This window comes from Gluconacetobacter diazotrophicus PA1 5 (assembly GCF_000021325.1).
GTDB classification, from domain to species: Bacteria; Pseudomonadota; Alphaproteobacteria; order Acetobacterales; family Acetobacteraceae; genus Gluconacetobacter; species Gluconacetobacter diazotrophicus.
On sequence record NC_011365.1, the window covers coordinates 3,590,486 to 3,607,882 of the forward strand.

Sequence of the window (17,397 nt, forward strand, 5' to 3'; positions counted from 1 at the left end):
ATGACCGTTACCAAGAAGCTCCTTGTCCTGCCCGGAGACGGGATCGGCCCCGAGATCATGCACGAAGTCGCGCGGGTCGTGGCGTGGATGAGCCGCACGCGCGGCATCGTCTTCGACATTTCCGAGGACCTGGTCGGTGGCGCGTCGCTGGCGGTGCATGGCGTGCCGATTCGTGACGAGGTGATCGCGGCGGCGAAGGCGGCCGACGCGGTGCTGTTCGGTTCGGTCGGCGATCCGAAATGGGCGTCGGCCGGTTTCGACCGCCGCCCGGAAATCGCGATCCTGAAACTGCGCCAGGAACTGGGACTGTTCGCCAACCTGCGTCCGGCCAAGGTGTTCGACGCGCTGGTCGATTCCAGCACGCTGAAGCCGGAGGTCGTGGCCGGGCTGGATATCATGATCGTGCGCGAAACCGTGGGCGGCATCTATTTCGGCGAGCCGCGCGGGATCGAGACCCTGCCCGACGGCACGAAGCGCGGCATCAACACGGAAGTCTACACCACGGCGGAAATCGAGCGCGTCGCCCGCGTCGCCTTCGACCTGGCGCGGCAGCGCGGCAATCGCGTCTGCTCGGTCGAAAAATGCAACGTGATGGAAAGCGGCCTGTTGTGGAAAGAGGTCGTGACCGACCTGCACGCGCGCGAGTACGCGGATGTCGAACTCAGCCACATGCTGGCGGATAATTGCGCGATGCAGATGGTGCGCAACCCGCGCCAGTTCGACGTGATCGTGACCGGCAACTTGTTCGGCGACCTGCTGTCCGACCTGGCGTCGATGCTGACCGGCAGCCTGGGCATGCTGCCCTCCGCCACGCTGGGCGCGGTGGACGCCGCCGGCCGCCGGCCCGCGCTGTATGAACCCATCCACGGCAGCGCGCCCGACATCGCGGGCAAGGGCATCGCGAATCCGCTGGCGCAGATCCTCTCGTTCTCGATGCTGCTGCGCTATTCCTTCGCGATGGAGGCCGAGGCCGCGCTGATCGAAAAGGCGGTCGCCAACGTCCTGGCCAGCGGCCTGCGCACCGCCGACATCATGAGCCCCGGCATGGCCCCGGTCAGCACCGCTGTCATGGGCGAGGCCGTGGTGCGCGAACTCGACAAACTGAACGGCTGAGGCTGTTCCCGCCGGGCCCGGACAGGGCCCGGCCTTTTGGGACAACAGATATGGAAAAGGCCGGCATCCCCAGGATGCCGGCCTTTCTGATTCGGACTGACCCGGAGGGGCAGATTAGAACCCTTCGCGCTCCAGGCGCTTGCGCTCCATCTTGCGGGCGCGGCGCACAGCTTCGGCAGCCTCGCGCGCCTTGCGCTCGGACGGCTTTTCGTAGTGGCGACGCAGCTTCATTTCACGGAAGATGCCTTCACGCTGCATCTTCTTCTTGAGCGCCTTGAGAGCCTGGTCGACATTGTTGTCGCGAACGAGAACCTGCACTTGGTCGTCAACTCCTGTTTGTGGCTGTCCTGATCGGCCACGAAATCCGTCATGGCGGGATGACCGCCCAAGGCCCAGCCCTGCATGCGATTCCCGAGTGGGGCGGACCTATAACATGGGCTTCGCGGAAAACACAAATCATTCCGCCCGTTTCCCGCAGGAAGCGGCCAGACTATTTTAGAGGCCCTGCTTTACCGGCGAAGGACGGCTACAGACCATGACCCTGCTCAAGATTGCCCGGATGGGCCATCCCGTGCTGCTGCGCCGCGCGGACGAGGTCGCGGACCCCACCGCGCCCGACATCGCGCGCCTGATCGACGACATGATCGAGACGATGGAGGACGCGCGCGGCGCGGGCCTGGCGGCGCCGCAGGTCCATGTCTCGCTGCGGCTGTTCGTCTACCGCGTGCCGGCCGAACGCAGCGCCGGAGGGGACGATCCGCCCCGTGAGACCAGCGTGCTGATCAATCCCGTCCTCAGCCTCGTGGATGACGAGATGGCGTTGCGGCCCGAGGGCTGCCTGTCGATTCCCGGCCTGCGCGGCATGGTGCCCCGGCATGTCCGCATCGCCTATTCCGGCCTGGACCGGGCAGGGCAGGCGGTGCAGGGCGTCGCGTCGGGTTTCCTGGCGAACGTGCTACAGCATGAATACGATCACCTGGACGGTATTCTCTACCCGATGCGGATGACCGATCTGGGGCAGATGGGATTCGACGAGGAAATCGGACGATACGGAGTACGCACATGATCGTGAAGCGATGCGCCAGCGGCCTGGCGGCCCGGCTGGCAGGATGCGCCGCCGCCTGCGCCCTTCCGGGGCGGCCGGAACGCAGCGCGGCGCGTGACGCGGCCCTGGCCCGCATGGGCGACGTGGCGGGCCAGCGCGGATGGGGCATGGACGTGTTGCGCGACGTCGCCGGAGCGGATGCCGACCTGCTGTTTCCCGGCGGCCCGGCGGATCTGGTCGAGTCCTGGTTCGACCATGCCGACCGCGCGATGATCGAGGCCGCGCATGGCCTGGACGAACCACGCCTCAGCCGCCGGGTGCGCGCGGTCATCCTGCTGCGGCTGGACAGGGTCACGCCCGACCGCGCGGCGGTGCGCCGGGCGCTGGGCGTGCTGGTGACGCCCGGCCATGGCGCGGCGCTGGCGCGCACCATGGTACGGACGGTCGATGCGATCTGGGAGGCCGCGGGCGACCGCGCGACCGGGGTCACCCGCCAGACCAAGCGCATGACCCTGGGCACGATCTATGCGCAGGTGCTGCTGTTCTGGCTGGCGCGGGGCGATGACCGGGCCGCGGTTGCGGACTTCCTGGACCGGCGGCTGGCCGCTGTTGCACGATTCGGCCGGCTGAAGCAGCGCATGATGGCGCGGCGGGCCGCCTGAGCGGACGGGGAACGTGGCGAACGAATCCAAGGCGCCGGCGCGGCGACCCGGCGGCGCGGCGGCGGGGTCCGGCCTGCTGTTCCTGCGCGAGGAGGAGATGCGCCAGGCGCAGGAATTGATGGGCCTGGCATGGCGCGATTTTGGCGCGGTGGTCGATCCGGTGCTGGAGGGGCTGGGGCTGGGCCGCGCGCATCACCGGGTCCTGCAACTGGTGGGCCACCACCCGGGCATTGCCGTCGGCGCGCTGCTGGACCTGCTGGGAATCACCAAGCAGAGCCTGGGCCGCGTCCTGGCCGACCTGCAATCGCGCGGCTATGTCACGCAGGAAGTGGGCCGGCGGGACCGCAGGTTGCGCCTGTTGCACCTGACCGAATCCGGCGCTGCGGTGGAACGCCAGTTGTTCGATCTGCAGCGCGAGAAGCTGATGGGCGTCTACCGCGATGCGGGGGCGGCGGCGATCGAGGGGTTTCGCCGCGTCATGCAGGGCCTTATGGACGACAGGACGCGCCGCGTGCTGGACAGCGTCAATGCTGCGACCGAGCGTACACGCCGAGGCAGGACATGAGCCGGGACAGGATGTGATGGGTACGGACGGACGGGACAACGCGGTGCGGGACGGGTCGATCGCCGGGGCGCATATTCTGGTGGTGGATGACGATCCGCGCCTGCGCCGCCTGCTGCAACGCTACCTGACCGAGCAGGGGTTTCGCATCAGCGCCGCCGCGTCGGCGGCCGAGGCCCGGCAGGTGCTGGGCTTCATGCAGCCCGACGCGATGGTGCTGGACGTGACCATGCCCGGCGAGAACGGACTGCTGCTGACCCGCGCCCTGCGGCAGGAGGGGCAGGACCTGCCGATCCTGCTGCTGACCGCGCGCGGCGAGCCCGAGGACCGCATTACCGGGCTGGAGGCCGGGGCCGACGATTACCTGGGCAAGCCCTTCGAGCCGCGCGAACTGCTGCTGCGGCTGAAGGCGCATCTGCGGCGGTTCGCGCCGCCGCCGCCGTCGGACAATCTGCGCGTGGTCCGGCTGGGCGGGCTGGAATTCGACCCGGCACGGGGCCTGCTGTCGGGTCCCGAGGGCAGCGTCCACCTGACGGGGGGCGAGATCGCGCTGCTGACCGTGCTGGCGCGCCGCCCCAACGAGACCCTGTCGCGCGACGAGATCGCCCGGGTGCTGGACATGGAGGAAATCGGCGAGCGCGCGGTGGACGTGCAGGTGACGCGCCTGCGCCGCCGGATCGAGCCCGACCCGCGTGAACCCCGATTCCTCCAGACCGTGCGCGGCAAGGGCTATGTGCTGAAGCCCGGGCTGTGACGGCCGGCGGCGCCAACGGCGGCGTGGGGAGGGACAAGCCATCCTCGCCCATGGCGTGGCTGCGCCGCCGGATGGACCGGCCGGTGCGCCGGGTCCTGCCGCGTTCCCTGCTGGGGCGGACCCTGCTGATCGTGTTGATCCCGCTGGTCGTGACGCAGGGGATCTCGCTGGAACTGTTTTACGGCAATTACCTGCAGGTCGTCTCGCGCCGCATGTCGGGCAGCGTCGCGGCGGACATCGTCCTGACGCTGGACCTGATGGGGCGGTATCACGCGGCCGGCGACCGGGCCTGGATCATGCGGCGGGTGCGTGAGCGCACGCAGCTGGACATGATCTGGAATCCGGGTCAGCGCCTGGACCGGACGGGATCGACCCACGTGCTGGGACCGATGGACGAGGATCTGGCCCAGGCGCTGGAGACGTCGATCGGCCGGCCCGCCTTCATCGACTGGATCGACGACCCGCACACCGTTCGTATCCGCATCCAGATGCCCGACGGGGTGCTGGATGTCGGCGCCCCGCGCAAGCGGCTGGATGTCGCGCCGATCTGGCTGTTCGTCGTCTGGACGGTGGGCAGCACGCTGCTGCTGTTCCTGGTTGCCAGCGTGTTCATGCGCAACCAGGTCCGTGCCATTCGTCGTCTGGCCCGCGCGGCGGAATTGTTCGGGCTGGGCCGCGACACCGGGCCCATCCGTCCCGAAGGCGCGCAGGAGGTACGCAAGGCGGCCGTCGCCTTCAACCGCATGCAGGACCGCATCTTCCGCTTCGTGGCGCAGCGCACCGCCGTCCTGGCGGGCGTGTCGCACGACCTGCGCACGCCGCTGACCCGGCTGCGGCTTTCGCTGGCCATGATCCCGCACCAGGGCGCGATCGATGCCGAAATGCTCCGCGCCGACGTGGCGGACATGATCGGCGACATCGCGGAAATGGAGCGCATGATCGAAAGCTACCTGTCCTTCGCGCGGGGCGAGGGGGCCGAGACACCGGTCGCGGTCGATGTCGGCGCATTGCTGGACGAGACCGCCGCCGCCTTCCGCAGGGCGGGCGGCACCGTCCTGTCGATCTCGCTGCCTGCGCCGGTCGAGGCCACGCTGCGGCCCGATGCCTTCCGCCGGGTGCTGGACAACGTCATGCAGAACGCGCGCCGCCATGGCGGCCGCGTCGCCCTCAGTGCCAGCCGCGATGGACGCGGCATCGTCGTCTGCATCGATGATGACGGACCGGGAATCCAGACGGACCGGCTGGAGACGGTCTTTCGCCCATTCGAAAGCGGACAGAACGGGGGAACCGGCCTGGGGCTGACGATCTCACGCGATATCGTGCGCGCCCATGGCGGGGACATCACCCTGCAGCCCAGCCGCCTGGGCGGCCTTCAGGTCAGGATCATACTGCCCGTATAGGGCCGCCGTCAGGGGAGGGAGTTGCCCGTGCCCCCGTGGCCCGGTCCGCTGTTGAAGCCCATCGGGCCGGTGCTGCCGCCGAAGGTGCTGTTCAGGTTGCTCATCGGGTTGTAGCGGCCGACATTGCCCAGGATCTGCTGGACGATGTTGATCCGGGTGCCCGGGGTCGGGGTCACGTCCGGGCTCATGGTCACGGGGCGCGCGTTCTTGAGGTTCAGCGTCCGCAGGTTGCGCAGCACGCCGCCATTGTCGAAGTTCAGGACCACGACATCCTGCTTCCGGATGCCCGGAAAGCTGATCGGGACGTAGACGGTTTCCATGGAGATATAGATCCATGTGTTGTCGTCGAACGTCGCGTGCGTCGTCGGCGACCCCAGCAGGTCCATGACGTCAGAACGCGTGCTGACCCCCGGCTTGAGCTGGGCATAATCGTCCGGCTCGACCAGCGATCCGCGCGGCACCGGCCGCGACAGGAAGACCGAGCACCCGGACAGCAGCAGTCCCATTCCGATGACGGCGCAAGGCAGCAGGCGCCTGATGGGGCGGGAAGTCGGCGTCGTGTCCGAAGATGACCGCATGGCCTGAAGGGCGTCCTGATCCGGGAAAAACTCCTCTGTCGGGTGCCTGATTGGGGTGGCGAAGTCAATTCTTCATCGCCATACATGAGTGAATATCATGTGGATTGCGGGCCGCGCGCGGATCGCCGCTAAGGAGCAGGAACGGAATGGAGGCGGAATTTTCCCGCAAGGTGGCGGTGGGCCGAATCGCGGCGTCGGGCAAGGAAGTGACCATCGAGGCCGAAAAGGCGGAACGCGTCGCCCTGGCCAGGCGCCTGGGCCTGCCGGCCGTCCACGCGCTGTCCTGCCGCTATCGCCTGACGCCGGGTCGGCAGGGCGAGGTCCTGGCCGAAGGCTGGCTGACCGCGGAGGTGGAACAGGTCTGCGTGGTCACGACCGACCATTTCACCGACGTGCTGGCCGAAAATTTCACGGCGCGCTTCGTCCCCGCCGAACGGTTCCGCGAGGACGAGGACCTGGACCCCGAGGCGATCGACGAGATCCCCTACGAACGGGACATGATCGACCTGGGGGAACTGGCGGCCGAGGAACTGTCGCTGGTGCTGGCCCCCTATCCGCGCGCGCCGGGTAGCGTGCTGCCCGAGGGCGTGGGGCATGTCGACGCGCCGCCGGCCAATCCCGAGGACGAGGAGGAGGGCGCCCGTCCATCGCCCTTCGCCGCCCTCGCGGCCCTGAAAAAGGGGTCGCATTAGGCAGGGGGAAAGAGGGGTTGGGAGAACATGCCTTGCGGAATGTGTTCCTGTCTGCTAGAGGCGCCCCCTCAATTATCGATAACTGATCGGGGTCCAGCCGGACCCGATTAAGATCCCAGATCGGAGGGGCCCGGGCCCATGGCTGTACCCAAGAGAAAAACCTCGCCGTCCCGTCGCGGCATGCGCCGCAGCCACGAGGCGCTGAGCGTCCAGGCCCATGCGGAATGCGCGAACTGCGGCGAACTGAAGCGCCCGCATCACGTCTGCAGCCATTGCGGTCATTATGACGGCCGTGAAGTCGTTGCCGCCGGCAAGACGCTGAAGACCGCTGTCCGGGCCTGACCCGACAGCGCATGGTCATGCGGAGGAAATGGCGTGGTCCGGGTAAGAGCGGGCCGTGCCGTTTCATGCGACACGATCCCGTGACCGCCTTGCGTATTTGGTGTACTCCCGGCAGAAGGCAGGCATGAGCGAGACAGGTTCCTCTTTTTCCGGGGCAGAGCCCTTCACGCTGGCCGTCGACGGCATGGGTGGGGACGGCGGTCCGGAAGTTGTTGTGGCCGGTCTGGCGATCGCGGCGGACAGGCATCCCGGTGCGCGGGTCCTGCTGATCGGGGATGAAGCGACGCTCCGCCAGGAACTGGCCCGTCACCCCAAGGCCGCGGCAATCTGCACCATCCGGCCCGCCAACAGTGCCATTCCAATGGACATGAAGCCGACGGCGGCGTTGCGCGTGCGCGATTCGTCGATGCGGCTGTCGATGGACGCCGTGGCCCAGGGGGAAGCCCAGGGCGTGGTCTCCGCCGGCAACAGCGGCGCGATGCTGGCGCTGGCCAAGATCGTTGTCAAAACCCTTCCCGGTGTTTCCCGCCCCGCCATGGCCGCCATCAGCCCGACGCTGAAGGGCGATGTCGTGATGCTGGATCTGGGGGCCAACGTCGCCTGCGACTGGCGCAACCTGGTGGAATTCGCCGTGATGGGCGAGGCCTTCGCCAAGGCGGTGCTGGGTTTGCCCGCCCCCACGATCGGCCTGCTGAATGTCGGGTCCGAGGAACTGAAGGGCGACGAGAAGCTGCGCCAGGCAGCCGATGTCCTGCGCAATTCATCCCTGGCGGCGCAGTTCCACGGCTTCGTCGAAGGGCATGACATCACGGCGGGCACGACCGACGTGGTCGTGACCGACGGCTTCACCGGCAACGTGGCGTTGAAGACCGGCGAAGGGGCGCTGAAGATGGCGTTCGTCCTTCTGCGCCAGGTCTTCCGCTCCGGCCTGCTGGCCAAGCTGGGCTATCTGCTGGTGCGTCCGGGGCTGGAGCGCATGCGGGAATGGCTGGACCCACGGCGTTATAACGGCGCGGTATTCGTGGGCCTCAATGGTGTCGTGGTCAAATCGCATGGCGGGACCGATGCCGAAGGCTTTGCATCCGCCGTGGATGTTGCCATGGATATGGTAACGCACCGTTTCAATGAGAGCATACGGGAGCAGCTGTCGCGGCTGGATACGCTGGCGGCCATGCGCTCGGGTGCGGAAAAAGAGCATCCGGCGGTCGCGGCGGTAAGCTGACCGCGTGACGGGCCGGACGGACGTCATGCCGCGGGTGCTGTGCGGCGGGTCGGGTCCGGCGCCGGGTTTGGAATGATGGGAATGATGGCGAGACGTTCGCTTCTGGTCGGGTTTGGCGGATATCTGCCGGACCGGATCGTGACCAATGACGAACTGGCGGCGCGCCTGGAGACGTCGGACGAGTGGATTCGGGCCCGCACCGGAATCACCCAGCGTCATATCGCCGGGCCGCACGACACCGCCGTCAGCATGGCGGCGGCGGCCGGGGCCCGGGCACTGGATTATGCCGGCATGGCGGCTGCCGATGTCGGCGCGATCATCGTCGCGACCAGCACGCCCGATCAGGCCTTTCCCTCCACCGCCGTGCGGGTCCAGGCCGAACTGGGCCTGCGGGGCGGTTTCGGCTTCGACATCGCCGCCGCCTGCTCGGGCTTCGTCTACGCGCTGTCGATGGCGGATTCGCTGATCCGCAGCGGTCAGGTCGATTCCGTCCTGGTGATCGGCAGCGAGGTCTATTCGCGCATTCTAGACTGGTCGGATCGCGGCACCTGCGTCCTGTTCGGGGACGGGGCCGGCGCGGTCCTGCTGAAGGCCGCGGATGGGCCGGAGCCGGGAGACACCCGGCCGCAGGGTATCCTGTCCACCCATCTGCATTCCGACGGCAGCTCGGGCGACCTGCTGTATGTCGATGGGGCGATCGGCCTGCGGGAGAGTTCCGGCTTCCTGCGCATGCGGGGGCGGGACGTCTTCCGCCATGCGGTGGCCAAGCTGTCTTCTTCGGTGGACGAGGTCCTGCACGCCAATGGCCTGACCTATGCCGACGTGAACTGGCTGGTGCCGCACCAGGCCAATCTGCGGATCATCGAGGGTGTGGCCCGCAAGCTGGAACTGCCGCCCGAACGGGTGGTCGTGACGGTGGACCGCCACGCCAACACCTCGGCGGCCTCGATCCCGCTGGCGATGAACGAAGCCGTGCGCGACGGGCGTATCCGCCCCGGCGACCTGGTGCTGATGGAAGCCCTGGGCGGCGGCCTGACATGGGGCTCGGCCCTGGCCCGAATGTAACGCGGGCCGGCTGCCGGTGTGGCCCTGTAGGCGCCGGGTGTGAAAAAATAGTGTGTCCCAACGCATTGAATTGACGGCCCATCGCCGCATGCATACCCTTGGCGCATGAGCACAGTGACCCGCGCCAGTCTGGCAGAACATATCTATAGTCAGGTCGGACTTTCCAGGAACGAATCCGCCGATCTGCTCGAACATGTGCTCGAGCGGGTCGCGAAGGAACTCGAGTCCGGAAATACGGTCAAGATCAGTGGCTTCGGGACCTTTTCGGTCCGTCAGAAGGGGCGCCGGACGGGCCGGAACCCCAAGACGGGGGTCGAGGTGCCGATCCTGCCGCGCTCGGTGCTGGTCTTCCGGCCCAGCCAGTTGCTGCGTGCGCGGGTGAATGGCGGCCCGGTCGACGGGATCGAGGATGACGGCGAATGAGCACCGCCGGCCCAGTCCGGGGATCAGGCCAGGGATATTGGCAGGATGCCGACATGCCCGGCCTGGGCGAGGCAGGGCCGCAGGCGGCCGAGGACGGCGCGGCTGACGGCATGGCTGACGGGGCGGCTCGCCTGAAGAAGGCGCCGCATGCCTTCCGCACGATCAGCGAGGTCGCGGACGAACTGCACGTTCCGCAGCATGTGCTGCGTTTCTGGGAAACACGCTTCACCCAGGTGCGCCCGCTGAAGCGCGGGGGCGGCCGACGCTATTACCGCCCTGACGATATCGAATTGCTGCGCCGGATCGCCGATCTGCTTTACGTGCAGGGCTACACGATCAAGGGCGTGCAGCGGATGCTGCGCGAGGGCGACACCGGCGTTCCCACCACCCAGGCCGCGCCCGAATCGGGGCAAGGGGAGGACCTGTTCCTGTCCCCGGACATCTCGGTGGTTCCGGAAGACGAGTCCGGAATGGACGAGGCGCGTGGTGGAAGCGAGGCCGTGCGGGGCGAGGAGATCGAGATGACCCTGGTGCATCGGAACGAGGCAGCCCCCCCTGCGCAGTCGCCTGAAGATGCGGCGGCGGACGCGGCGGAGATCGAGCGAATCCTGAGCGAAAACCTGGTCCTGAAAGAGAATCTGCGCGGGATTCTGGTGGAGTTGCGGGCCCTGCGGCGGCTGATTCCGGTCTGATTCGGATTCGGTGCCGAACACGGGTTGCGGTTCGCGGCGGGCGCTGCTACACGGCGTGTCGTCGCAGACGGACGGGCAGTAGCGCAGCCTGGTAGCGCATCAGTCTGGGGGACTGGGGGTCGTGGGTTCGAATCCCGCCTGCCCGATATCTCCGTCTGCGACCATTTTCAGCACAAATCGTCAGCCTCTTCCCGCAGGCCATCCTGGACGCGGTCGCGCGTCCAGTTGCGCCACAGCAGGTGCAGGACGGACATGATGGCCGGGCCCACGAAGAGGCCCAGCAGGTTCCAGCTTTCCACGCCGCCCAGGATGCCGGTCAGGACCCACAGGAATGGCATCTGGGTCGATCCGCCGATCAGCGCGGGCCGGACGAAATGGTCGGCGATGAAAATGACGGCCAGCCCCAGCGCCAGGATGGCGATGGCGGCGATCGTCGCCCCCTTGACCAGCAGCATCAGCGTCACCGCCGCCACGGCGATGACGGCGCAGAACGGGATCATGGCCGCGACGGCCGTGAACACGCCGAACAGGAACGGATGCTGAGCGCCCGCGATCAGGTAGGCCACCCCCATCAGCGCGCCTTCACCCAGGCCCACCAGCACCAGGCCGGCCACCGTCCCGTGGATCGAGGCGATGATCTGCTGGGCGATGGTCTCGCCCCGCTTGCCGAAGGCCCGGCGCGAGACGACCAGGCACTGGCGGGTCACGCTTTCGCCGTCCTTCAGCAGGAAGAACAGGGTCAGGATCGCGAAGATGAACAGCACGCCGCGATGGAAGATCTGCGTCCCGACGCGCTGCGTCACCTGCATGCCATGCCCGATATTGAACGAATGCAGCAGGTCCGACACGTCGTCCGGATTCGCCAGATGGTCCTGCCACCAGCCGGCCAGCGTAGCGGAGCCCAGGGGCAGGCGCTGGATCCAGCCGGGCACGGGCATGCCGGAATGCCGGGCCTCGTTCGCCCAGGTCACGACGCTCTGGGCCTCACGCGCGGCTTCCAGGGCGAACAATCCCATCGGCACCAGGAAGATCAGGGCGATCCCGGTGGTGAACAGCAGCGGCAGGATCGTGCCGCCCGGCAGCGATTTCCAGCGTTCCCGCGTGGCGGCATAGAGCGGCCAGGCCACGATGGCGAAAATCCCGCCCCAGATCAGGGACGGCAGGAAGCCCCGGATCGTGTAGAGCGCCAGCAGGGTGAAGAACATCGCCAGCAGGAAGCGGGCGACGCGCTGCACGCGATGGCGTTCGCGCATCAGGCGGAAGGGGGAGCGGTCGGGAGGCGGCAGAAGGGGCGAGGGGGGCTGATCCGTCATGCTGTTCCTCGTTGGGCGGATGCCTGTTTCATGTCCGTCTCGCTCATTCGGTTCTCGTATGGTCGGTCGTATCCACCGCCCAGATGGCGAAGGCCTGGATCAGGGCGGCCTCCTTCAATGCGTCGAAGCGGCCGGACGCGCCGCCATGCCCGGCCTCCATGTTGATGCGCAGCAGCAGCGGGCGGGACGACGTCGTGTGCGCGCGCAGCCGGGCGATCCATTTCGCCGGTTCCCAGTAGGTCACGCGCGGGTCCGACAGGCCGCCGATGGCCAGGATCGCCGGATACGGGCGCGGCGCCACCTGTTCATAGGCGGCATAGCTGGCGATCAGGTCGTAGGCCGCTTCATCTTCCAGCGGATTGCCCCATTCCGGCCATTCCGGCGGCGTCAGCGGCAGGCTGGTGTCCGACATCGTGTTCAGCTCGTCCACGAACGGCACCACGGCGACGATTCCCGCGAACAGGTCGGGGCGCATGTTGGCGATCGCCCCCATGACCATCCCGCCGGCGGAACGCCCGTCCGTCACGATCCGTCCCGCCCCGGTGAAGCCGTCCGCGATCAGGTGTTCGGCGCAGGCGATGAAATCGGTGAAGCTGTTGGGCTTGTTGCGGCCCCGTCCGCCCAGGAACCAGTTCCAGCCCTTTTCCGACCCGCCGCGCACATGGGCGATGGCGTAGAACCATCCCCGGTCCACCAGGCTGAAGACCCCAGTGGAAAAGGTCGGTTCGATCGCATGGCCGTACGAGCCGTAACCATAGAGCAGCAGGGGGGCGGAGCCGTCGATGGGCGTGCCGTGCCGCCCCAGCACGGTGATCGGCACCTGCGTCCCGTCCAGGGCGGTGGCGGTCAGGCGCCAGCATCTGTAATCGCGCGGGTCGTGTCCCGACGGTACCTCCTGCGTCTTCAGCAGGTGGCGGGTACGGCTGTCCATGTCATAGGCGTACCATTGCCGGGGCGTGGTCGGCGACTGGTAGACATAGCGCAATTCGCGCGTGTCGTATTCGAAGGACCCCGAGAAGGACAGGACATAGGCGTCCTCGTCCGATGACAGGACATGCTCGGTCCCGTCGACGCGGCGGACGACCAGCGCGGTGTTGGCATCCCGGCGCTCGCGCCAGACCAGATGCCCGGAAAAGGCCATGCAGTCGGTGATGTAGCGGCCGGGCAGGTGCGGGACCAGGTCGCGCCAGTGCGCCCGCCCCGGGGTGGTATCGGGCGCTTCCATCAGCTTGAAATCGACGGCGCCGTCGGTGTTGGTCAGGATCGCGAAGCGGTCCCCCCAGTGGCTGAGGCTGTAGAGCACGCCGGTGCGGCGCGGCTCGACGCACGCGGCCGCCGCCTCGGGATTGCCGCCGGGGATCAGCCAGGATTCGGACGTGTCCTGGTTGCTGGCCGAAATGACGATCCAGCGTCCGGAGCGGCTGGCCTCGACCCCGATGAAGAAGCCGGGGTCCGTTTCCTCGTAGACCAGCACGTCCTCGTCGGTGCCGATGCGGCGGCGAAAGATCTTCGTCGGGCGGCCATGCGCGTCCCGCCAGGTCCAGAACAGATGCCGCGCGTCGGACGAAAACGCGAAATTGCCGCTGCAGTTTTCGATCGCCGGCCCGACCGGCGTGCCGCGCGCGATGTCGCTGATGACGACGCGATAGACCTCGGACCCCTGATTGTCCTCGGCATGGGCGAACAGCAGGTGGTCGGGGCTGTGGGTCGCTGTGGCGACGGCGAAATACTCGTGCTCCTTCGCCATCCGGTCCACGTCCAGCAGGATCGTCTCGGCCTCGGGCCGGCCCTCGGGGTGGCGGGCATGGATCGGGTGCTGGGCGCCGGCCGCGTAGCGCATGTAATAGCGCCAGGGACCGTGCGGCAGCGCGGGATAGGTATCATCCTCGCGGATGCGGGCCTTCATCTCGGCGGCGATGGTGGCCTGCAGGGATTCGGTCGGGGCCAGGATGGCGGCGGTGTAGGCGTTCTCGGCCCGCAGGTGCGCCGCGATGTCCGCGCGCAGCACCGATGGGTCGCGCAGGACGGCCTGCCAGTTCTCGTCCTTCATCCACCCATATTCGTCGATGCGGACCCGGCCGAGCTGCGTGATCGTCTGGGGGTCCGTGCGGGCGACCGGGGGGGTGGTCATCGTGCATCCTCTCCATCGCTGTCCGCCGGGGGCGGGGCCGGTATTGGCTCAAGACCATACCCGACCGCTCGCGGGTGCGACAGACGCTCAGAACGTCTGGCACCCGCCGCGGATCGTAAGACCCACCGATTGTTGCTGGAAATCATGCCGATAGCCCGCGCGGATGGCGTCCAGCCGCGCCCTCAGGTCCGGCGCGGAGGCGTCGGCGGCGATCCAGACGATGCGCGACGGCTCGGCGGTTACCTGGCCGCTGACCCGGTCCCGCCACTGGCCCATGGCCTGGAACACGCTCAGCCCGTCCGGGAAGCGCGGGGTGACCTCGCGCCGCAGGAAATCGGCCCATTCGGCGTCGGTGACCACACCGCCATCGGGTCGGGTCAGGCCGAACAGCAGCGAGATCTCGATTCCCCGATGCGCGCCGAAACGGGCGCACAGGGCCTCGTCCCGGGACGCGGGCGCGCAGCCTGCCAGCGTGGCGAGGACCAGCAGGCCAAGGATCGGTATCGCCCTCATGCGAAGGCCGGAGTGTCGCGTCCGTCCAGCCCCGCGCGCAGCCGGCGTCCCTCCACACTATCCGGGTCGATCATGCCGTGGCGCAGGAACAGGTCGATCAGGACCAGGTTGACGTTGAACTTGAACTCGTCGCTGTCCCGCACGATCCGGTATGCCTCGCGCAGGGGGATCAGCGTGAAGAATTCGACCTCGCCGTCCGCGGGAGCGGGCGTGAAGTCGGGCGGCAGGTCCAGGTCGTAGCAATGCAGCACGTCGCGGCGCAGGCCCTCGGGCCGTTCCATGGCGTAGCGGATGCGCGCCGTGGGCACGGCCCGGGCGATCAGGTCAGGGGGAATGCTGGCTTCTTCCGCCGCTTCCTTGTGCAGCGCCTGTTCCGGGGTGTGGCCGGCCGGAATGCCGCCGGCGACCAGATGGTCCAGCTTGCCCGGGTCCAGGCGCTTGTCCATCGCACGGCGCCCCGTCCACAGATGCAGCCCGTCCGCGCGCCGGACCAGCCCGTTCATGTGCACGCCATGCGCGATCAGCCCGAACAGCGGCAGCGCCCCCCGGTCGATCCGTGCGATCGCCGGCCCGTCGGCCGTGGGCGCGACATCGAACAGTTCGTGATGCGAGCGGTAGAGGCCGGACACCGCCAGGTCGTCGCCCAGCGATTCCAGCCGGGCCGGGTCGTCCAGCACCAGCGCGCCCGCGCGCCGGGGCAGGCCGAGCCGCTCCAGTTCCGGAACCAGGGCGGGGGCAATCCAGCCGGAGGGCGCCTCGTCCGCCTTCTGGCTGCCGAACCGGAAGGGCGTGCGGTCCCCGGGCAGGCGGGCCGTGTTGCAGGATTCAAGGTGCCGGAAAAAGGAAGCGGCGTCCGATGTCATGCCGGTCTGCTCCTGATGCGTGTGCCTGCCATACCGGGCGGGTCCGATCGTGACAATGCCGCTTTCCGGCCCCCGTCGTGTGGCACGCTGTTTGCAAATCAACGCGCGCATGCCACATCCAGTGGCATGACACCGCCCCCATCCCATACCGGGCGCGCGCCGGAACGCCCGGTGCGCGAGACCCTGCGCGCGCTGCTGCCCTATCTCTGGCCCCGCGACGATCCCCGCACCCGCCTGCGCGTGGCGGGGGCATGCGCCCTGCTGATCGCCGCCAAGGTCGCGACGATCTGCGTGCCGTATCTCTACAGCCGGGTGGTCGATGCGCTGCACGGCCTGGACGGTGCCGGCGTGGCGGCCATCCCGCTGGCGCTGATCGGCGGGTACGGGCTGCTGCGGCTGCTGTCGGCCGGCCTGGGGGAATGGCGGGACGCGCTGTTCGCCCCGGTGCGCTGCCGCATCAGTTGCGCCGCGGCCATCCGCAGCTTCCGGCACATGCATGCCCTGTCGCTGCGCTTCCACCTGGACCGCCAGTCGGGTGGCGTGACCCAGGCCATCGCACGCGGGACCGAGGCGATCGAAACGATCCTGCGCGTCGGCGTCTTCAATGTGGTGCCCACGCTGATCGAGGCGCTGATGGTCATCGCGGTCATCTGGCGCCTGTTCGACTGGCGCTATGCCGTCATCATGCTGGCCGCGGTCGCGGCCTATGTCGGCTTCACGGTCAGCTTCACGTCCTGGCGCATCGGCATCCGGCGCGTGATGAACGACATCAATACCGAGGCAAGCTGGAAGGCGCTGGACAGCCTGCTGAACTACGAGACGGTCAAGTATTTCGGCAACGAGGAGCATGAAAGCCACCGGTACGAGGAGGCCCAGCGCCGCTACGAACGCGCCGCCGTGCGGACCCAGGTATCGCTGAACGGGCTGAATTTCGGGCAGGCGGCCATCATCGCGGTGACGCTGACCCTGGTCATGCTGCTGGCGGCGCACGACGTGGCGCAGGGGCGGCTGACGGTCGGGCGGTTCGTGCTGGTCAATACCTACCTGATGCAGCTCTACCTGCCGCTGAATTTCCTGGGCAGCATCTATTCGTCGCTGCGGACGGCGCTGGTGGACCTGGAGCAGATGTTCCGGCTGACCGACGAAACGCCCGAAATCGTCGACCGGCCGGATTCGATCGGCCTGCCCGCCCGGCTGGACGAGGCACCGGCGGCGGCGATCCGCTTCGAGCATGTCCGCTTCGCCTACCGGCCGGACCGCGAGATCCTGCACGATGTCAGCTTCAGTGTTCCGGCGGGCGGCCGGGTGGCCATCGTCGGCCCCACCGGCGCGGGCAAATCGACCATCAGCCGCCTGCTGTTCCGTTTCTATGACGTCAGTTCGGGCCGGATCGTGGTGGACGGGCACGACGTGCGCGACTACGCCCAGGCGGCGCTGCGGGCGGCGATCGGCGTGGTGCCGCAGGATACGGTGCTGTTCAACGACACGATCGGCTACAACATCGCCTATGGCCGCCTGGGGGCGTCGCGGGACGAGATCGAGCACGCGGCCCGGCTGGCGCAGATCCATGATTTCATCGTCAGCCTGCCAGACGGATACGCGACCCGGGTGGGCGAGCGCGGGCTGAAGCTGTCGGGGGGCGAGAAGCAGCGCGTGGCCATCGCGCGCACCATCCTGAAGAACCCGCGCATCCTGATCCTGGACGAGGCCACCAGCGCGCTGGACACCCACACCGAACAGGAAATCCAGACCGCGCTGCGCACGGTTTCGGCCGAGCGGACGACCGTCATCATCGCCCACCGTCTGTCGACCGTGGTCGATGCGGATGAAATCCTTGTGATGGGAGAGGGCGTGATCCAGGAACGCGGTACCCATCGCAGCCTGCTGGCCCGCGACGGACTTTATGCCCGCATGTGGGCGGCCCAGGCCGAGGAGCGCGAGGACGAGGAAGTATAGCGGGGCTGGCCTTCCGGCGTGAACGGGGGCACCTTGCGCCGCCATGCGGCCGCGCGGACGGTCGTGAAAGA

At 68.1% G+C, this 17,397-nt stretch carries 19 protein-coding genes and 1 tRNA gene; 14 read left to right on the forward strand and 6 right to left on the reverse strand.

Translation table 11 applies throughout. The annotated features are described in order from the left end of the window. Window positions 1-1,113 (forward strand): 3-isopropylmalate dehydrogenase, encoded by a 1,113-nt coding sequence (gene leuB / locus GDIA_RS16475; RefSeq protein WP_012227436.1) that lies wholly within the window; start codon window positions 1-3, stop codon window positions 1,111-1,113. Between the two features lie 114 nt (window positions 1,114-1,227). On the opposite strand, the gene rpsU is transcribed toward leuB, so the two are convergent. Continuing rightward, window positions 1,228-1,431 carry a 30S ribosomal protein S21 gene (gene rpsU / locus GDIA_RS16480; protein ID WP_010506446.1) on the reverse strand — a complete coding sequence of 68 codons (204 nt, stop codon included), beginning with the start codon at window positions 1,429-1,431 and terminating at the stop codon, window positions 1,228-1,230. Window positions 1,432-1,648: 217 nt separating this feature from the next. On the opposite strand from rpsU, the gene def reads away from it, so the two are divergent. From def to GDIA_RS16505, 5 genes are read left to right on the forward strand one after another with little or no spacing between them, the layout of a single operon-like run. Further along, the gene (def, locus tag GDIA_RS16485; RefSeq protein ID WP_012227430.1) at window positions 1,649-2,179 is read left to right on the forward strand and encodes a peptide deformylase; all 531 of its coding nucleotides are present in this window, start codon (window positions 1,649-1,651) and stop codon (window positions 2,177-2,179) included. Next, entirely contained in the window at window positions 2,176-2,820 is a 645-nt protein-coding gene (locus GDIA_RS16490; RefSeq protein WP_012227428.1) for a ubiquinone biosynthesis protein COQ9, read from the forward strand. Before def ends, GDIA_RS16490 begins: the two co-directional genes overlap by 4 nt. A 13-nt stretch (window positions 2,821-2,833) precedes the next feature. After that, window positions 2,834-3,385, forward strand: a complete 552-nt coding sequence (locus GDIA_RS16495) for a MarR family winged helix-turn-helix transcriptional regulator (RefSeq protein WP_012227426.1) — start codon at window positions 2,834-2,836, stop codon at window positions 3,383-3,385. Window positions 3,386-3,401: 16 nt separating this feature from the next. Continuing rightward, on the forward strand, window positions 3,402-4,136 hold the full coding sequence (locus tag GDIA_RS16500; protein ID WP_012554864.1) for a response regulator: 735 nt from the start codon (window positions 3,402-3,404) through the stop codon (window positions 4,134-4,136). Window positions 4,137-4,186: 50 nt separating this feature from the next. Next, window positions 4,187-5,536, forward strand: a complete 1,350-nt coding sequence (locus GDIA_RS16505; protein ID WP_049762957.1) for an ATP-binding protein — start codon at window positions 4,187-4,189, stop codon at window positions 5,534-5,536. Between the two features lie 8 nt (window positions 5,537-5,544). Here GDIA_RS16505 and GDIA_RS16510 read toward each other — a convergent pair whose 3' ends face one another. After that, window positions 5,545-6,114, reverse strand: coding sequence for an outer membrane protein assembly factor BamE (locus GDIA_RS16510; RefSeq protein ID WP_012227420.1), 570 nt, complete (start codon window positions 6,112-6,114; stop codon window positions 5,545-5,547). Between the two features lie 146 nt (window positions 6,115-6,260). On the opposite strand from GDIA_RS16510, the gene GDIA_RS16515 reads away from it, so the two are divergent. From GDIA_RS16515 to GDIA_RS16545, 7 genes are all read left to right on the forward strand, one after another. Then, window positions 6,261-6,806, forward strand: coding sequence for a YceD family protein (locus tag GDIA_RS16515; RefSeq protein ID WP_012554866.1), 546 nt, complete (start codon window positions 6,261-6,263; stop codon window positions 6,804-6,806). A gap of 138 nt (window positions 6,807-6,944) precedes the next feature. Beyond that, window positions 6,945-7,148, forward strand: coding sequence for a 50S ribosomal protein L32 (rpmF, locus tag GDIA_RS16520; protein ID WP_012554867.1), 204 nt, complete (start codon window positions 6,945-6,947; stop codon window positions 7,146-7,148). Window positions 7,149-7,272: 124 nt separating this feature from the next. Next, entirely contained in the window at window positions 7,273-8,370 is a 1,098-nt protein-coding gene (gene plsX / locus GDIA_RS16525) for a phosphate acyltransferase PlsX (RefSeq protein WP_012554868.1), read from the forward strand. 81 nt (window positions 8,371-8,451) lie between these two features. After that, a complete protein-coding gene (locus tag GDIA_RS16530; protein ID WP_012554869.1) occupies window positions 8,452-9,435 on the forward strand; it encodes a beta-ketoacyl-ACP synthase III in 984 nt (327 codons plus the stop codon). A gap of 105 nt (window positions 9,436-9,540) precedes the next feature. Next, window positions 9,541-9,858 (forward strand): integration host factor subunit alpha, encoded by a 318-nt coding sequence (locus tag GDIA_RS16535; protein ID WP_012227411.1) that lies wholly within the window; start codon window positions 9,541-9,543, stop codon window positions 9,856-9,858. After that, window positions 9,855-10,550: a MerR family transcriptional regulator gene (locus GDIA_RS16540; RefSeq protein ID WP_012554870.1), complete on the forward strand. Its 696-nt coding sequence runs from the start codon at window positions 9,855-9,857 to the stop codon at window positions 10,548-10,550. The genes GDIA_RS16535 and GDIA_RS16540 overlap by 4 nt, the downstream gene beginning before the upstream one ends. Before the next feature lie 72 nt (window positions 10,551-10,622). Continuing rightward, a tRNA-Pro gene (locus tag GDIA_RS16545) sits at window positions 10,623-10,696 on the forward strand. 21 nt (window positions 10,697-10,717) lie between these two features. Here the strand turns inward: GDIA_RS16545 and GDIA_RS16550 are convergent. From GDIA_RS16550 to GDIA_RS16565, 4 genes are all read right to left on the reverse strand, one after another. Then, complete coding sequence (locus GDIA_RS16550) at window positions 10,718-11,863, reverse strand: AI-2E family transporter (RefSeq protein ID WP_012227406.1); 1,146 nt, start codon at window positions 11,861-11,863, stop codon at window positions 10,718-10,720. A gap of 43 nt (window positions 11,864-11,906) precedes the next feature. Further along, a complete protein-coding gene (locus GDIA_RS16555) occupies window positions 11,907-13,994 on the reverse strand; it encodes a S9 family peptidase (RefSeq protein WP_012554871.1) in 2,088 nt (695 codons plus the stop codon). An 87-nt stretch (window positions 13,995-14,081) separates the two neighbouring features. Beyond that, a complete protein-coding gene (locus GDIA_RS16560) occupies window positions 14,082-14,507 on the reverse strand; it encodes a DUF3574 domain-containing protein (protein WP_012227403.1) in 426 nt (141 codons plus the stop codon). Then, complete coding sequence (locus tag GDIA_RS16565) at window positions 14,504-15,370, reverse strand: NUDIX hydrolase (protein WP_012554872.1); 867 nt, start codon at window positions 15,368-15,370, stop codon at window positions 14,504-14,506. Before GDIA_RS16565 ends, GDIA_RS16560 begins: the two co-directional genes overlap by 4 nt. A 126-nt stretch (window positions 15,371-15,496) precedes the next feature. Between GDIA_RS16565 and GDIA_RS16570 the strand changes: the two genes are divergently transcribed. Continuing rightward, window positions 15,497-17,326 (forward strand): ABCB family ABC transporter ATP-binding protein/permease, encoded by a 1,830-nt coding sequence (locus tag GDIA_RS16570; RefSeq protein ID WP_012227400.1) that lies wholly within the window; start codon window positions 15,497-15,499, stop codon window positions 17,324-17,326. Window positions 17,327-17,397 lie beyond the last annotated feature (71 nt).

Coding starts and splice junctions, on each gene's coding strand:
- leuB (WP_012227436.1), top strand. CDS start 1: ATGACCGTTACCAAGAAGCTCCTTGTCCTGCCCGGAGACGGGATCGGC.
- GDIA_RS16505 (WP_049762957.1), top strand. CDS start 4,187: ATGGCGTGGCTGCGCCGCCGGATGGACCGGCCGGTGCGCCGGGTCCTG.
- GDIA_RS16490 (WP_012227428.1), top strand. CDS start 2,176: ATGATCGTGAAGCGATGCGCCAGCGGCCTGGCGGCCCGGCTGGCAGGA.
- GDIA_RS16510 (WP_012227420.1), bottom strand. CDS start 6,114: ATGCGGTCATCTTCGGACACGACGCCGACTTCCCGCCCCATCAGGCGC.
- GDIA_RS16540 (WP_012554870.1), top strand. CDS start 9,855: ATGAGCACCGCCGGCCCAGTCCGGGGATCAGGCCAGGGATATTGGCAG.
- GDIA_RS16570 (WP_012227400.1), top strand. CDS start 15,497: ATGACACCGCCCCCATCCCATACCGGGCGCGCGCCGGAACGCCCGGTG.
- GDIA_RS16530 (WP_012554869.1), top strand. CDS start 8,452: ATGATGGCGAGACGTTCGCTTCTGGTCGGGTTTGGCGGATATCTGCCG.
- def (WP_012227430.1), top strand. CDS start 1,649: ATGACCCTGCTCAAGATTGCCCGGATGGGCCATCCCGTGCTGCTGCGC.
- plsX (WP_012554868.1), top strand. CDS start 7,273: ATGAGCGAGACAGGTTCCTCTTTTTCCGGGGCAGAGCCCTTCACGCTG.
- GDIA_RS16550 (WP_012227406.1), bottom strand. CDS start 11,863: ATGACGGATCAGCCCCCCTCGCCCCTTCTGCCGCCTCCCGACCGCTCC.
- GDIA_RS16555 (WP_012554871.1), bottom strand. CDS start 13,994: ATGACCACCCCCCCGGTCGCCCGCACGGACCCCCAGACGATCACGCAG.
- GDIA_RS16535 (WP_012227411.1), top strand. CDS start 9,541: ATGAGCACAGTGACCCGCGCCAGTCTGGCAGAACATATCTATAGTCAG.
- GDIA_RS16560 (WP_012227403.1), bottom strand. CDS start 14,507: ATGAGGGCGATACCGATCCTTGGCCTGCTGGTCCTCGCCACGCTGGCA.
- GDIA_RS16515 (WP_012554866.1), top strand. CDS start 6,261: ATGGAGGCGGAATTTTCCCGCAAGGTGGCGGTGGGCCGAATCGCGGCG.
- GDIA_RS16500 (WP_012554864.1), top strand. CDS start 3,402: ATGGGTACGGACGGACGGGACAACGCGGTGCGGGACGGGTCGATCGCC.
- GDIA_RS16565 (WP_012554872.1), bottom strand. CDS start 15,370: ATGACATCGGACGCCGCTTCCTTTTTCCGGCACCTTGAATCCTGCAAC.
- rpmF (WP_012554867.1), top strand. CDS start 6,945: ATGGCTGTACCCAAGAGAAAAACCTCGCCGTCCCGTCGCGGCATGCGC.